Annotated in this window: 14 protein-coding genes; 2 read left to right on the forward strand and 12 right to left on the reverse strand. The window is 45.5% G+C overall.

Features of this window, described 5'->3' with window-relative positions; all coding sequences use genetic code 11:
* Nucleotides 1-83: 83 nt before the first annotated feature.
* From ACQ4MX_RS02815 to ACQ4MX_RS02835, 5 genes are all read right to left on the reverse strand, one after another.
* On the reverse strand, nucleotides 84-1,460 hold the full coding sequence (locus ACQ4MX_RS02815; RefSeq protein ID WP_431091241.1) for an NAD-dependent malic enzyme: 1,377 nt from the start codon (nucleotides 1,458-1,460) through the stop codon (nucleotides 84-86).
* An 81-nt stretch (nucleotides 1,461-1,541) separates the two neighbouring features.
* Nucleotides 1,542-2,960, reverse strand: a complete 1,419-nt coding sequence (gene aspA / locus ACQ4MX_RS02820) for an aspartate ammonia-lyase (RefSeq protein WP_431089237.1) — start codon at nucleotides 2,958-2,960, stop codon at nucleotides 1,542-1,544.
* A gap of 39 nt (nucleotides 2,961-2,999) precedes the next feature.
* Nucleotides 3,000-3,692 (reverse strand): aspartate/glutamate racemase family protein, encoded by a 693-nt coding sequence (locus tag ACQ4MX_RS02825; RefSeq protein ID WP_431089239.1) that lies wholly within the window; start codon nucleotides 3,690-3,692, stop codon nucleotides 3,000-3,002.
* A 140-nt stretch (nucleotides 3,693-3,832) separates the two neighbouring features.
* Nucleotides 3,833-5,077 (reverse strand): cation:dicarboxylate symporter family transporter, encoded by a 1,245-nt coding sequence (locus tag ACQ4MX_RS02830; RefSeq protein ID WP_431089241.1) that lies wholly within the window; start codon nucleotides 5,075-5,077, stop codon nucleotides 3,833-3,835.
* A gap of 214 nt (nucleotides 5,078-5,291) precedes the next feature.
* Nucleotides 5,292-6,155 carry a LysR substrate-binding domain-containing protein gene (locus ACQ4MX_RS02835; RefSeq protein WP_431089243.1) on the reverse strand — a complete coding sequence of 288 codons (864 nt, stop codon included), beginning with the start codon at nucleotides 6,153-6,155 and terminating at the stop codon, nucleotides 5,292-5,294.
* Nucleotides 6,156-6,564: 409 nt separating this feature from the next.
* Here ACQ4MX_RS02835 and ACQ4MX_RS02840 point away from each other — a divergent pair, with 409 nt between their 5' ends.
* Nucleotides 6,565-6,840, forward strand: coding sequence for a transposase family protein (locus ACQ4MX_RS02840; protein ID WP_431089245.1), 276 nt, complete (start codon nucleotides 6,565-6,567; stop codon nucleotides 6,838-6,840).
* 425 nt (nucleotides 6,841-7,265) lie between these two features.
* Here the strand turns inward: ACQ4MX_RS02840 and ACQ4MX_RS02845 are convergent, their stop codons facing one another.
* The 7 genes from ACQ4MX_RS02845 to zwf form a co-directional block, all read right to left on the reverse strand.
* Nucleotides 7,266-8,351, reverse strand: a complete 1,086-nt coding sequence (locus ACQ4MX_RS02845) for a lactonase family protein (RefSeq protein ID WP_431089247.1) — start codon at nucleotides 8,349-8,351, stop codon at nucleotides 7,266-7,268.
* A gap of 67 nt (nucleotides 8,352-8,418) precedes the next feature.
* A complete protein-coding gene (locus ACQ4MX_RS02850) occupies nucleotides 8,419-8,865 on the reverse strand; it encodes an OsmC family protein (protein ID WP_431089249.1) in 447 nt (148 codons plus the stop codon).
* Nucleotides 8,866-8,920: 55 nt separating this feature from the next.
* Entirely contained in the window at nucleotides 8,921-10,129 is a 1,209-nt protein-coding gene (locus tag ACQ4MX_RS02855) for an MFS transporter (RefSeq protein WP_431089251.1), read from the reverse strand.
* 171 nt (nucleotides 10,130-10,300) lie between these two features.
* Complete coding sequence (locus ACQ4MX_RS02860) at nucleotides 10,301-10,570, reverse strand: hypothetical protein (RefSeq protein ID WP_137062855.1); 270 nt, start codon at nucleotides 10,568-10,570, stop codon at nucleotides 10,301-10,303.
* Entirely contained in the window at nucleotides 10,549-11,223 is a 675-nt protein-coding gene (locus ACQ4MX_RS02865; protein WP_014281241.1) for an SOS response-associated peptidase, read from the reverse strand. The genes ACQ4MX_RS02860 and ACQ4MX_RS02865 overlap by 22 nt, the downstream gene beginning before the upstream one ends.
* Before the next feature lie 149 nt (nucleotides 11,224-11,372).
* Nucleotides 11,373-12,266, reverse strand: coding sequence for a phosphogluconate dehydrogenase (NAD(+)-dependent, decarboxylating) (gnd, locus tag ACQ4MX_RS02870; protein ID WP_014281240.1), 894 nt, complete (start codon nucleotides 12,264-12,266; stop codon nucleotides 11,373-11,375).
* A 56-nt stretch (nucleotides 12,267-12,322) separates the two neighbouring features.
* Nucleotides 12,323-13,825 carry a glucose-6-phosphate dehydrogenase gene (gene zwf, locus ACQ4MX_RS02875; RefSeq protein ID WP_431089255.1) on the reverse strand — a complete coding sequence of 501 codons (1,503 nt, stop codon included), beginning with the start codon at nucleotides 13,823-13,825 and terminating at the stop codon, nucleotides 12,323-12,325.
* A gap of 292 nt (nucleotides 13,826-14,117) precedes the next feature.
* Between zwf and ACQ4MX_RS02880 the strand changes: the two genes are divergently transcribed.
* Entirely contained in the window at nucleotides 14,118-14,438 is a 321-nt protein-coding gene (locus tag ACQ4MX_RS02880; protein WP_044645595.1) for a winged helix-turn-helix transcriptional regulator, read from the forward strand.
* Nucleotide 14,439: the final 1 nt, after the last annotated feature.

Genomic DNA, 14,439 nt, shown 5'->3' on the forward strand with positions numbered 1-14,439 from the left:
GTTGTCGCCGAGGAACTCTCAGCGACAACTGCTCAGTAGGTACATTCGTTACGATGCACGGATTTATCCATAATTTTCATCTCTCATGCTTTTTGTGCAACCCCAGTACGATACGCCGCTTCAATCACGGCATCTCTAACCTTTTTTACCACTTCCTGATTAAATACGCTCGGAATAATACATGTTTCGTTCAGTTCGTCATCTGTGACAACGGAAGCGATCGCTTGTGCGGCTGCAAGCTTCATGGCTTCGTTGATTTCGCTCGCCCTGCAATCCAATGCGCCACGGAAAATGCCCGGGAAGCAAAGCACGTTGTTGATCTGATTGTGACCATCGGACCTCCCGGTTGCCAAGATCTTAACGTAAGGTTTGGCCAACTCCGGATCAATCTCCGGAATCGGGTTCGCCATGGCAAAGACGATTGGGTCCTTCGCCATAGAACGAACGTCATCCACCTTTAGAATATTCGGAGCCGATAAGCCAATAAAAACATCCGCATTCTTGATAACTTCGGACAAGTTGCCGACTTCCAGATTCGGATTCGTCATCTGAGCAAACGCGGTCCAATGAGGATTGTCGTAATGTGTATTCCGATGAATAGCACCATTACGGTCCACCCCGATCAAATTCCTCACACCGGCGGACAGCAACATTTTCGAGCAAGCGATGCCCGCTGCGCCGATGCCGTTGACAACGACCTTAATCTCCGACATTTGCTTGCCGGTAATTTTGAGTGCATTCAACAAACCCGCTAGCAGGGCGACGGCTGTTCCATGCTGGTCATCGTGAAACACCGGGATATCTAGCTCCCGTCTCAAACGCTCCTCAATTTCGAAGCAACGCGGTGCCGAAATATCCTCCAAATTAATGCCCCCGAATGCCGGAGCCATGGCCTTAATGGTTCGGACCATTTCGTCAGGGTCTTTCATGTCCAGGCAAATCGGAAAAGCGTCCACGTCTGCGAATTCCTTGAACAACATAGCCTTGCCTTCCATCACTGGCATGGCCGCTAAGGGTCCGATATCGCCAAGCCCCAGAACGGCCGTTCCATCGGTAACCACCGCGATCGTATTGCGTTTGATCGTCAGTGAGTAGGCTTTGCTCGGCTGTTCCGCAATCGCCGTACATACGCTGGCGACACCGGGGGTATACACCCGTGACAAGTCGTCACGGCTCTTCACCGATATTTTAGAGGCAATTTCAATCTTCCCGCCCAAATGTGCAAGGAAAGTCCGGTCTGACACGTTAATCATTTTGACACCACTTAGCTTTTGAAGCGACTCGCTGATCAATTGGCTGTGTGCTTGATCGAATACGTTCACAGCGATATCGTGGATGGTGCTCGTGTGATCGGACGAGATGACATCAATCCCCACAATATCCCCGCTCGTTTTTTCAATTATTGCAGCGATATCGCTGAGGGGGGTTCGTCCTTTATCATTTTGAATCCGAAACATCATATAAGTGCTGGCACCGCTTGACACTGACATTTTTTGGCACTCTCCCTTTGCTTTCGTTAAGCGTTTATTGCACGCCTCTCTTTAACTCTTTTCTAAAAGTTCTGCTCCTGCGATACCCGGATTCGTCATTTCATATGGGTTAAGAATGATCTCAAGCTCCTCTTCTGTTAAAACGTTATAAAGAAGGCACAGCTCGCGTACCGGACGCCCTGTTAAAATCGCCTCGCGCGCGATTCTCGCTACTGTCTCATAGCCTAAGTGCGGGTTGAGCGCCGTTATGACCCCCACACTTTTCTCCACATACTCTTTACAGCGCTCTACGTTTGCTTCGATTTCCTCCAAACAATACACCCGGAATACGTTGAACACCTGATTCATCATACTGAGCGATTGCAGCAAATTGAACACGAGCACAGGCTCCATAACATTTAGTTCAAGCTGTCCCGCTTCGGATGCAAGACAAATCGTATGGTCATTGCCGATGACCTGAAACGCCACCTGATTCACTACCTCCGCCATAACCGGATTGACTTTGCCCGGCATAATGGACGAACCGGGTTGGCGTGCCGGCAAACTCAATTCCCCCAGCCCGGTGCGAGGCCCGGAGGCAAGCAAACGGATATCATTGGCAATTTTTGACATGTTGATCATGCAAACTTTTAAAGCGGCGGACACCTCAGTGTAAGCATCCGTATTTTGTGTCCCGTCCACCAGGTGCGTGGCATTGGTAAGCTGCAACCCGCTAAGCTCGGCAAGATATTCAACGACCCGTTTAATGTATCGGGGATCGGCATTTAAACCAGTACCGACGGCTGTTGCACCCATGTTAACTTCGTACAAATGGCCGCGAGTCTGACTGATCCTCTTGATATCACGTTCCAGCACTCTGCTGTAGGCCTCAAACTCCTGCCCAAGACGAATCGGGACGCCATCTTGCAGATGAGTACGGCCCATTTTGATAATCCCGTCGAACTGCACAGCTTTAGTCTGAAATGCTGCGAGCATTTCCTTCATCGTGACGATCAGCTTATCAATCAAAGAAAGTGTTGCAATATGAATCGCCGTGGGAAAAGCATCGTTGGTTGATTGGGCCATATTCACATGTGTGTTGGGGCTCACTTTGAAATAATCCCCCTTGCTTCCCCCCAGCAGCTCGATCGCTCGGTTGGCGATAACCTCGTTGGTATTCATGTTGATGGATGTGCCTGCTCCACCTTGAATAGGATCAACTATAAACTGGTCATGCCATTTACCGTCCATGATCTCTTGTGCTGCCAATACGATCGCATTCCCGATATGTGGATTCAATTGCCCAATCTCCATATTAGCCAACGCTGCCGCCTTTTTAACCGTAGCCATAGCACGAATTAACGATTCATGGATACGATAGCCTGTGATTGGAAAATTTTCTAATGCTCGAGCAGTTTGTATACCGTAGTAGGCTTGAGATGGAACTTCTTTTTCTCCAAGAAAATCTTTTTCTTTACGATATTCATTCATGAGTTTTTAACTCCCTTACTTCTAGTTTCAAAGTCTCATTTACAACACATGCTCCCGGTAGGCAACATCTACAACCCTCTTGGCTAAAATATAAGTTGGATCTATTACTTTAATCCCGTCTACTTCATTCAAAACAATTGGAATCTCTGTGCAAGCTGCAACAACGGCCTCCGTTCCTTTGGCAATCATCGTTTGAAATGCGTTCACCAATAAACGCTTGCCTTTTTCGATATGTCCCGCTTTTACTGAATAAATACCTTCCATTACGATAGCTTGTGTAATCTCATCAGGCTCCAACACAGTAATACCTTTCTCACGGAGAGAGTTTTGATAAAGCAACGTTTTCAATGTACCGTCAGTCGCTAACAATGAGACACGTCTTATACCGGCCTCGCCTATGAAACTTGCCGTTTCTTTGGGCATATTAACAATCGGAGCCCTAACGGTTTCTTGAATATCTTGCAAATAATAATGTGCAGTATTGCAAGCGATTACAATCAAATCCGCACCGGCATCCTCCAATCTCTTGGCAGATTGTTTCATAAAGGGAAGGGGATCATTGCCTTTACCCATTATGGCTAATGTACGATCCGGAATCTGAGGATAATTATCAACGATCATATGAATATGATCCTGATCATTTTGGGCAGGGGTTAGTCGAATAATTTTGTCCATCAAATCGACTGTTGCAAGTGGCCCCATCCCTCCCATAATCCCAACGGTTTTTATCATGAAGATATCCCTCCACTTTTTTCTTTTGCACATTAAGAGTATAAATCTTAAGTGGAAAGCAGTGTATATCAAGAGAATTTATTCAAATATAGAAATCCTATATATCCAACAGAAACAATTGGAAAAAGAGGATAGGGTAATTATTTTAAACTATCTGATTTTTCATGATCAAACTGGCCTTCCCATTTGGCAATAACGACTGAAGCTAAGCCGTTACCTACCACGTTAACAACGGTTCTAGCCATATCGAGAATACGGTCGATTCCAGCAATCAGCGCAACACCTTCAACAGGAAGCCCTACGGAATTTACGGTAGCTAGCAGAACAACCAGGGAAGCGCCGGAAACACCAGCCATCCCTTTGGAGGTTAACATTAATATCACCACTATGCTGATCTGTGACAAGATCGGTAAATTGATACCATACATTTGTACAATAAATAGAGTAGCCAGCGATTGATACAGTGCAGAGCCGGCCAAATTAAAAGTATATCCGGTAGGAACGACAAAGGATACAATCGATTTTGGGCATCCAAATTGTTCCATCTTAAGCATCAGTTTCGGTAGAACGGCTTCCGAGCTTGCGGTCGAGAAAGCCAGAATAATTTCATCCTTCAATAATTTTAAAATTTTCACAATGCTGGTGCCACACATTTTTGATACTATGCCTAATACGACAAGCACAAACACAAACATGGACAAATAGAGTATAATTACCAGTTTGCCAAGCGGTATTAAAGAAGAAACGCCAAATTTAGCAACTGTAACACCAATCAAAGCAAACACACCGAGAGGGGCCAATTTCATGATCTGATTGGTCATCCAGAACATCGCTTCAGAGACGGCTTCCAAAAAATGAATCACCGGTTTACCCTTTTCACCAATTACAGAAATACCGACCCCAAACAGTACAGAGAAGAAAATGATGGCTAGCAAATCGCCGTTACCCATAGCTTGAACGATGTTTGTCGGAACGATATTAACGAACGTGTCAGCCAGACTGTGATGACTAGCGTTTTCTGCGGTATTTACATATTGGTGTATATCAGTTTTGGCCAGATGCGACATATCAATGCCTAATCCTGGTTTGAAAAAATTCCCCGCGAACAAACCTATAACTATTGCTACAGTAGTTATAATTTCAAAATACAGAATCGTTTTAAAGCCTATCTTCCCCAATTTTTTCATATCTCCAGAGCCCGCTATACCTACTACTAGAGAAGAAATGACAATAGGCAAAACAATCATTTTAATTAGACGGATAAATACATCACCAATCGGCGTCAAAATGTCCGTTACTAGAGGATTTCCGTAGAAAATGGCACCCACTAAAATTCCCAGAGCCAATCCGATGAGTATTTGCCATGCTAGTCCTAACTTTTTCATCCTTAACCTTCATCCCCTATTCTTATTCTGAGATTGCGGTCAGCAAATTGTAATCGCTTACACTTATTTGGACCTGCAATTATTTTAAGTTATAGGGTGCCATGTAGAAAATTAAATGTATTTTATTTCTATATAGGATAAATCTATATAGAAATAAAATAATAGGCAATCGTTATATTCATCAGTTGAAAAACTCTGGATCAGTTGTAGCCAGCTATTTTTTAATAAAATACTCTATATATGGAGGTTTATGGTTTCCTTTTGTGTAGATAAAGTCAATTTTTACATCGAATCTCCCGGATGAGACTAATGGCACACGGAATAACTGCCCGCTTTCCAGTTCTTTCTTCACACAATGCTCCGGTAAAAAGCTAATTCCCATCCCATTTACCACTAAATTTTTTGCAGCCTCCATACTATCCACTTCAAGAACCACATTTGGCTTTAGATCTTTGGATTCAAACAAGCCATAAATCATAAGCCAGTCTACCGATCCATAATCAAAAAATATGAGCGGTTCTTCACTGACTTCTTCAATTGTTACCTGACTATTGAGCAATAGAGGATGGTTGATAGGGACAAACAATCCGATTGGATCATGACGAAATATCTCAGATTCAATTTGGGGATGTGTAACTGTTCGAACCATTCCGAAATCCACCTCGTTATTAAGAACCTTGTCTAATATATCATTAGAGTGTCCGGTTAGAATTTTGACGTTCACATTGGGGAATTTAGTTTTAAAAGCAGGAAGAATTTCAGGGATAATGTAATTCGCGATTGAGGTAGCACATCCAATTTTCAATTTATCCAGAGTAAGTATCGGTTGGTGCAAGCTTAATTTGGCTTCCTGGTAAGATTGTAAAATGTTTTCTGCATATGGTAAAAATGACTTTCCCTTTTCATTTATTGAGATTTGCTTCCCAGAACGATGAAATAATTCCGCATTGAGCTCACGTTCCAGGGAGTGAATACGGGCAGTTACAGAAGGTTGAGTAAGATAAAGTGCCTCAGCAGCTTTAACAAAACTCCCTAAATGAACAGCATAGACGAATGCCTCAATATTTTCTATATTCAAAACGATAACCACCCTTCTTCTCATCTAATCTTTTTTTATTGTACCCTTAATGAATGCTTCAAGTGTTTTTTTAATTGACTAGCGGAGATTTCCCACATTCACACTTCTATGCCTAATATAACATATCCATCTATGTCATTTCTCAAGCAAATATTTTCCTTTTTTCACCAAACAACTTATCAACTTGATGGAACATACATTCCCATTTGGAATACGGTTCAAGATAGGTATTTTTCCTCACGATGCTAAAATATTAATGAATTCTATCCTATTACATCTAAAAATTCAGATTAACTTGTTTGTCTCCTATTATTAAAATGCTTCGTCGCTATACCTCATGGCTGGAAGTCTAAATCATAGAAAAAGAGTCCATACTGCTTGGTAATACGTTAATAGGAGCGGATGAGCGATGTGGGCCCCTTTAAACCGTGATGAACATTGGATTATGGACATGTTTCAACTGGCTTTACAACTGGAAGAACCATGGAAACTAACACATATCGAATTTAGCCGGGAAGAACAAGCCTGGCACCTTCATTTGGATTTTGAACCAGGATCTTTATTCGCATGTCCCCTCTGTGGTGCGGAGTGCAAGGCCTATGACAGCGATACGAAGCATTGGCGACATCTGGATTTTTGGGATTGGAAAACCTTTATGCATGCCCGCATGCCCCGAGTCAATTAGTTAAATTATACATTTTCATAGATAGATATATACATAAAATATTTTCATATATTCATATGTAATAGGTAATAACTTCTTTAGAAATGACTAAGCGTAAAAAGAAAAACGGTCGCAGATTAATCTACGAACCGTTTTCTAAAAGATCTTCTATGCTTGGTTAATCAATCGAAACTATCACACATATACATAGTCCTTTATTTCTTTAGTCCTGTATAAAAGTGAATGGTCGCCAAAAGCAGCGGAGAGAACGGAATCGTTCTGAAGAAGCGCAGCGTTCGCCTTTGTCCCCGGATTTCTACCCTTGAACATATAATCAAGAAATCCGGGGGCAACAGCGATCGGAAGAATGATCCGCCCTCGTAGCGGCCATTAACCGCATACCGCTACTCAGTCATCCAGCATCATAATAGGACGTAACGCCCTTTTTATACAGAAAAGTAAAAAGGTTGCACGCATACCGGCTTGGACACAGTTACTTGTTGTCCCGTGTAGGTCAGTCGTCCACTAGCTTTGTCCACTTTAAATGTAACGATGTTATTCGTATCGCGGTTTGCCACGAGCAGGTGCTCACCGTTTGGAGTCAAAGCAAAATGGCGTGGATGCTCACCTTCAGCAGATACATGCTCTACCAGACTCAGCTTGCCTGTTGCAGCGTCTACAGCGAACACTACGATGCTGTCATGCCCACGATTGGAACCGTACACATAAGCACCATCCCCCGAAATAGCAATCTCAGCGGTTGTATTTTCGCCCGTAAAATCAGACGGCAATGTAGGCACACTCTCAAGCTCAGTAAGCTTGCCTGCTTCTACGTCATACGCAAAAGAAGTAATGGAAGAATCCACCTCATTAATGACAAAAGCAAACTTACCGTTCGGGTGGAACGTCAAGTGACGTGGACCTGCACCTGCATGGGTTTTCGTTTCGCCATGAAGCACCAGTTGTCCTTTGCTGTCATCAATAGTATAGATACGGATCAGATCCAGACCGAGATCCTGTACGAACAAGAAACGACCGTCAGGGCTAAAGAAACTGGAGTGTGGATGTGGACGATCCTGACGCTCAGGATGCGCTCCCTTGCCCTCATGCTGCTTAACATCCAACAACTCGCCGATACGACCATCCTCGGTTAGAGACACCAGTCCCACCATACCTCCGTGGTAGCTGACTACGATCAGGTAGCGATCGGATGGATCACGCTGAATGTGACAGGTTGTTGCGCCAACGTTTTCCGCCCGGTTAAGCAAAGTAAATGTCCCTTTAACCGGATCGATTTCAAAAGCAGCAGCTTCGCCCACCTTCGCTCCAGTAGCAGAAGTCGTTTCCCCAATGGAATACAGCTTCCGGTTCTTCACGTCTACGTTCAGGAAGGTTGGATTTTTCAATCCGGAGAACTCATCCTGTAATGTAAGAACCCCTGTCTCTTCATTAAAAGTGTACGCATAAACTCCGCTGCCTTCCAATTCGGCGTAAGAGCCTGCGAATACGAGCAATTTTTGTTGTGCTGTCATGGTTGTGTCCTCCTCGAATTAGAAAAATAATGGGCAATTGGAATGATTGCTCCTGGTTCAAATAGCGCTAAGAGGCGCGTTCCACGACGGGCTCTGTAGATAAAGCCACATTTCCCGCTACGGCACGCGAGATCATGCAAGAGCTCTCTGCCTGCTCTGCCAGCCGCAATGCCTGTTCGATCTGCGATTCTGTCGCATCGGCGGCCAAATGAACTCGCGGACGATGGATAATTCGACGATATGTAAAAACATTGTTCGTTACATCGACAATGCCTTCGGATTCCAGCGCCAGTGAAGCCACCGGAAGACCAGCGCGCTCCATCATCGCCGCCAATGTAATCAAATAGCAGGTCGCGGCAGCGCCTAGCAGCATTTCATCCGGATTGGTGCCCACACCGGGACCACCCATCTCTGCCGGGATCGAAATCGCTGTCCGCAGCTGTCCGGCCTCAATATGACCGTCGCTGTTGCGCCCCCCGTTCCAGTCTGCCTTGAGCAGAAAGGTATGCTCCATTTCAGGTCACTCCTCTCTCTTGTATTATGAATCTTTACACAGGTGAATGTAAAGGTTAGTCGATCTCCCGATTTTTCGTTTCGGTCCCGAACAACCATACCGCCGCCGCTCCAATCAGGATCGCTACGAAGAAAATCACAAAGATAGATTGTATCGCCATGCCCTGTCCGACCAGCATACCGACCAGGAAAGGTCCGATTACGCCACCGATACGGCCAAACGCAGCCGCCATACCCACACCAGTAGAACGGACCGCTGTTGGGTACAATTCCGGGGTATAGGCATACATGGCTCCCCACGCGCCGAGATTGAAAAAGGACAAGCAGATACCAGCAGCCAGCAGCATTCCTGCCGTTTCCGAGGTACCGAACCAAATAGCGGACACCGCCGTTAGCAGTAAATAGACGATCAGCACGAATTTGCGGCCCAGCTTTTCAATCAGATATGCGGCAGTAAAATAACCTGGCAATTGCGCCAGCGTCATGATCAGAACGTACTCAAAGCTTTTAACCAACTCAAAACCCTTCATAAACATAATGCTTGGCAGCCACAGAAACATTCCATAATAGGAAAATACAACCGTAAACCATAAAATCCACAGCATTAGCGTGGACTTGCGGTTCGGCCCTGACCAAATGGAAGCCAGTCTTGCACGCAGTGGAAGCTTGACACTCTGCTGCTTGTATCGCGGTGAATCCTCTACCGCTTTGCGTAAATAAAGAGCGTACAGGGCTGGTACTGCGCCGAGAATAAAGGCCATCTGCCAGCCGTACTTTGGAATAACAAAATAGGCAATAAGCGCAGAAAGAATCCATCCCGCCGCCCAGAAGCTTTCCAACAGAACGACCGCTTTTCCCCGTTCCTGAACCGGCACCGATTCCGACACCAGCGTCGAAGCCACAGGCAGTTCCCCTCCCAAGCCTACGCCTGCAATGAAACGCAGCACCAGTAGTACACCAAGCCCGGTCGCCAAAGCCGACAAACCACTTGCAACGGAAAATATCAACAGCGTCCACACTAATATCGCACGCCTGCCATAGCGATCAGCCAAAATCCCCGCTAAAGCGGCCCCAAACACCATCCCTATTGAATTCATCGCAGTCAGCAGACCAATCTGCTCTGAACCCAAATGCCACTCCTTAGCCAGCGCTGCGGCTATGAACGAAAGCAGCCCCACGTCCATGGCATCAAACAGCCAACTGAGTCCCGCGCTAAACAGCAGCTTTCGCTTTTTGGATGGTGGTAATGAAGTCAATTCACTCATGATTCGCTCTCCCTTAAAAATGCATCATATATAGCCGTATATTCAGGTGTCTTGTCACCTGTAGCTTAGCATCTATTGTACCGCAAGCTCCCTTCATCTGCGAGCATTTTAAAGTAAAAAAATCTCTTGTTGCCGCTCTTGAAAGGAAAACGAAAAAAAGCGGAAGATTGCCTAGGGCAATTCTCCCGCCTTCTGGAACCTGCCACTTACCGGTTTTGGACCAGACCGATGATCGTCACCATGAGCACCAGCAGTTGGATGAGTGTATCGTTGCTCATTCCAATCGCCTCCATCCCATATGAGATACTCCTTCGGCCGTTTCCCCTCTCCCCGGATCATGACGCTTGTTCCCCAATACATACCTATGCAGGCGGCGGGAAGCTTATGATCTGTAGTGAATGAAAATTCTCCATATTCATTTAAGGCTTGATCCAGGACCATTGCAAATCCATTTCCTGAATGCATTCGCGGTTATCGTGTTCATCATTGGCGACCAGCGGGGTTACCGGATAGATGCTCATATCGCCCTGTTCATATGTGCACAGCAACGGTAGCAACTCATCGATGTTCTTAATGGACGGGTCCAGCCATGAATCCATATTCGAGGATTCCAAAATGGCGGGCATACGGCTGTCAAATTCACGAATATCCGCATTGGCCTGCACCGTCATCATCGTACAGGTACGTAGCGGCTCCTTACGGCTATCCTGCCATACCTCATACAATCCCGCGACCGCAAACATTTTCTGTCCTGGAAGCACTACCCGCACCGCGCACATACGTTTACCGAGCTTTCGCCAATAATAAAAACCGTTGCAAGGAATGACACAGCGCCGGGTTTCGGCCATTTTGCGATAGCTCGGATTTACTCGGACCGTATTCAAATCAGCATTGACGCAATCCTTGCCCCAGTAGGGGATAAATCCCCAGCGAAATTCATCTAGCACCCGTTCCCCCTCCTGATGCAGCACGATGGGAACATGCTGGGTAGGGCTCATATTGTAACGCGTTTTATAATAATACATCACCCGTTGTATGCCAAAATGATCCCTTACCTCGTCCAAATCAGCCGATAACGAAAACCTTTTGCACATATGCTATTCATCCTTCCGCCTTCTTTTTCATCTATTGTGCGGTTATACAAGGAAAAATATGCATAAAGCAAAAAAGCGCATGGCAAGAACATATAGCAATATCCCCGCAATTTTGAAGCTGCGGGGATCGATGCTAAGTTATATCGTTACTATTTCTTTTCTACTGCATGACCGCCAAATTCATTGCGCAGCGCAGCAACGACTTTCCCGTTGAACGTATCTGCATCCAAAGAACGGTAACGCATCAGCAGGGACAACGCGATAACCGGAGTTGCCGCCTGAATGTCCAATGCTTCCTCAACTGTCCATTTACCTTCGCCAGAAGAGTGCATAACCCCGCGGATTTCATCCAGATTTGCATCCTTGGAAAATGCGCGTTCGGTCAAGCCCATCAACCAGGAGCGAATGACCGAACCGTTGTTCCAAACGCGTGCCACTTGCTCATAATCGAAGTCAAAGCTGCTTTTTTCCAGGACTTCAAAGCCTTCACCAATGGAGGCCATCATGCCATATTCCACACCGTTGTGAACCATTTTGAGAAAATGTCCGCTACCGGATTTACCTGCATAGAGATAACCATTTTCCACCGCTGTATCGCGGAAAATAGGCTCAACAAACGCCCATGCTTCCGGGTCGCCGCCGATCATGTAACAAGCGCCACTACGTGCACCTTCCATACCTCCAGAGGTTCCGGCATCCATGAAGCTGATACCGTATTCCTTCAGACGGGCATGACGAGCAATCGACTCTTTGTAATGAGAGTTACCACCTTCAATAATAATGTCCCCTTTGGACAAAATCGGTTGAAGCTGATCCAGCACGGAATCAACAATTTGATGGGGAACCATAATCCACAGTACTCTTGGGGATTGGGTCGCCTGCACAAGTTCTTCCAGTGTGGGAGCACCTGTAGCACCGTAATCCTTCATTTCTTGAATCGCTGCTGCATTGACGTCGTAAGCGACAACTTCATGCTTGTGATCGATCAAGTTTTTTCCGAGATTCAAGCCCATTTTTCCCAAACCGATTAATCCAACTTGCATTGTAAAGGCCTCCTGCCGTAGCAAAATATATTCTCAATGTAGTAATGTGTACATGTTTACGAACGAACAACCGCTTTTTCGGAACTTTCGGACTTTTGGTCCAGCCACCACGTAAAGCCCTGTTCCTCCAACAATTTGTCAGAAGCCTCTGGACCGTAGGAACCTGCCGCATACGTATGAAGCGGAACTTCGCCTTGAGCAAAAGCTTCCAGCACTGGCTGTACCCACATCCATGAAAGCTCAACTTCATTCCAGTGAGCGAAATAGGTGGAGTCGCCGCGCAGCGCATCAAAGATGAGGCGCTCATAAGCTTCCGGTACATCCTTGGCCTCTGATGTGTAATTCATCAGCACCGTCTCCAGTTGACCGTTATTCAGCGGGTCCTTACTGTTCAGACGCAGTGTTACCTTTTCATCCGGATTCACATGAATCGTAAGCAAGTTCGGCTCGGAAGGCTGTCCTTGAGCCGCATACGGGTCTGTGCTATCCTTTTTAAATTCCACGACGATACGTGTAGATTTTTCCTTCATGCGTTTGCCTGTGCGAATATAGAACGGCACACCTGACCATTGCTCATTGTCAATCCACAGACGAGCTGAAATGAAAGTATCATTTTGTGAGTCCAGTCCAATGTCCGGCTCTTCTTTATAGGAAGGAACTGCTTTTCCGTTAATCTCACCGTTCGTATATTGGCCTCTCACCACGCTGGAAGCAATATCGGAAGGATCGAGCGCACGTAACGCCTCCATAACCTTGCTTTTTTCGTCACGCACCTGATCTGCCGTTACATGTCCCGGCTTATTCATAGCCGCCATCATCAGCACTTGCAGCATGTGATTCTGCACCATGTCCCGAATAGCTCCGGAGTGATCGTAATAGCCAGCGCGTTCCTCGACGCCTACAGTTTCAGAAGCGGTAATTTGCACATTGGCAATGTATTGATTGTTCCACACACCCTGAAGCAATGGATTAGCAAATTTCAAGGCTTCCAGGTTTTGTACCATCGGCTTACCCAGGTAATGGTCAATACGATAAATTTCATCCTCAGCAAATGTTCTGCTCAAGCGATCATTCAATTCGCGTGCCGATTCCAGATCATGTCCGAATGGTTTTTCGATAATAAGCCGTTTCCAGCCCTTCGTTTCAGCCAAACCGCTTTCCCGGATGTTGAGGGCAATCACATCAAAAAATTCCGGTGCCACCGATAAGTAAAACATGCGGTTCCCCGGAATTCCCAAGTCATTTTCACGTTGCTCAGCAAGCTGTAACAGCTTTTTATAATCTTCCGGGTGATTGACGTTCAATGCACTGTAGCGGAAAGCGCTCAAGAACTGATCCATCTGTGCACGGTCATCATTCACGTGTCTGGAAAAATCTTTGATGGATTGCTCTACGTTACTTTGAAACTGTTCGTCAGCTACTTCACGACGCCCCATACCAATTACAGAAAAGGAAGCCGGAATTTTACCTTCTACAAACAAATTATACAAGGCAGGGTAGATTTTGCGTTTAGCCAAATCCCCTGTCGCTCCAAATAAGACAAATGTCATTGAATCCATGAATTATTCCTTCTTCCCATTATAAAAGATGAGGTTATTAAAAGTTACCTGAGGAATTAACGTAACCCATAATACACCCAAAATAAGGGGCAAGTCAATCAAATTTTAGCAAAATCGTGAACATTCGATATTTCCTGTAATGATAACGTTTTCTGTGGTATGATTGACGCAAGGAATGAGAAAAAACTGTTAAAAATGTCACTGTTGGCACAAACCAAGATAGTTACTATTGGTATACAGAGTTACTTTTAGTATACTGTTTAAAACAACCAATGAAATTGAGGGGATTCAGATGAGCGACGACAGGCAGCCTAAGCTTTTGTGCGGTAAGGTGGAACAGTCCTTTCAGATCATCAGCAAAAAATGGACCGCTCTCATCATTCATACTTTGATGGAACATCCCAAACGATTCAGTGAAATTCATGTTTCCATACCTGATCTTAGCAAACGTATGCTGAACGAACGCATTAAGGAGCTGGAGCATAGCGGCCTGATCCTTCGCAATGTCATTACAGAGCGGCCCGTGCGTACCGAGTATTCGCTGACACGGAAGGGTAAGGAGCTCGGTGATGCATTGAATGGCGTAGAGAGCTGGGCCGAAAGATGGCTTTAAC

It is taken from the genome of Paenibacillus sp. 8b26 (assembly GCF_050626875.1).
GTDB lineage: Bacteria > Bacillota > Bacilli > Paenibacillales > Paenibacillaceae > Paenibacillus.

Excerpts from the sequence above, each read along its gene's own strand:
- zwf (WP_431089255.1), bottom strand. The coding sequence starts at position 13,825 with ATGGATTCAATGACATTTGTCTTATTTGGAGCGACAGGGGATTTGGCT.
- ACQ4MX_RS02865 (WP_014281241.1), bottom strand. The coding sequence starts at position 11,223 with ATGTGCAAAAGGTTTTCGTTATCGGCTGATTTGGACGAGGTAAGGGAT.
- ACQ4MX_RS02840 (WP_431089245.1), top strand. The coding sequence starts at position 6,565 with ATGTGGGCCCCTTTAAACCGTGATGAACATTGGATTATGGACATGTTT.
- ACQ4MX_RS02815 (WP_431091241.1), bottom strand. The coding sequence starts at position 1,460 with ATGATGTTTCGGATTCAAAATGATAAAGGACGAACCCCCCTCAGCGAT.
- aspA (WP_431089237.1), bottom strand. The coding sequence starts at position 2,960 with ATGAATGAATATCGTAAAGAAAAAGATTTTCTTGGAGAAAAAGAAGTT.
- ACQ4MX_RS02880 (WP_044645595.1), top strand. The coding sequence starts at position 14,118 with ATGAGCGACGACAGGCAGCCTAAGCTTTTGTGCGGTAAGGTGGAACAG.
- ACQ4MX_RS02850 (WP_431089249.1), bottom strand. The coding sequence starts at position 8,865 with ATGGAGCATACCTTTCTGCTCAAGGCAGACTGGAACGGGGGGCGCAAC.
- ACQ4MX_RS02855 (WP_431089251.1), bottom strand. The coding sequence starts at position 10,129 with ATGAGTGAATTGACTTCATTACCACCATCCAAAAAGCGAAAGCTGCTG.
- ACQ4MX_RS02830 (WP_431089241.1), bottom strand. The coding sequence starts at position 5,077 with ATGAAAAAGTTAGGACTAGCATGGCAAATACTCATCGGATTGGCTCTG.
- ACQ4MX_RS02860 (WP_137062855.1), bottom strand. The coding sequence starts at position 10,570 with ATGGTCCTGGATCAAGCCTTAAATGAATATGGAGAATTTTCATTCACT.
- ACQ4MX_RS02845 (WP_431089247.1), bottom strand. The coding sequence starts at position 8,351 with ATGACAGCACAACAAAAATTGCTCGTATTCGCAGGCTCTTACGCCGAA.
- ACQ4MX_RS02825 (WP_431089239.1), bottom strand. The coding sequence starts at position 3,692 with ATGATAAAAACCGTTGGGATTATGGGAGGGATGGGGCCACTTGCAACA.
- gnd (WP_014281240.1), bottom strand. The coding sequence starts at position 12,266 with ATGCAAGTTGGATTAATCGGTTTGGGAAAAATGGGCTTGAATCTCGGA.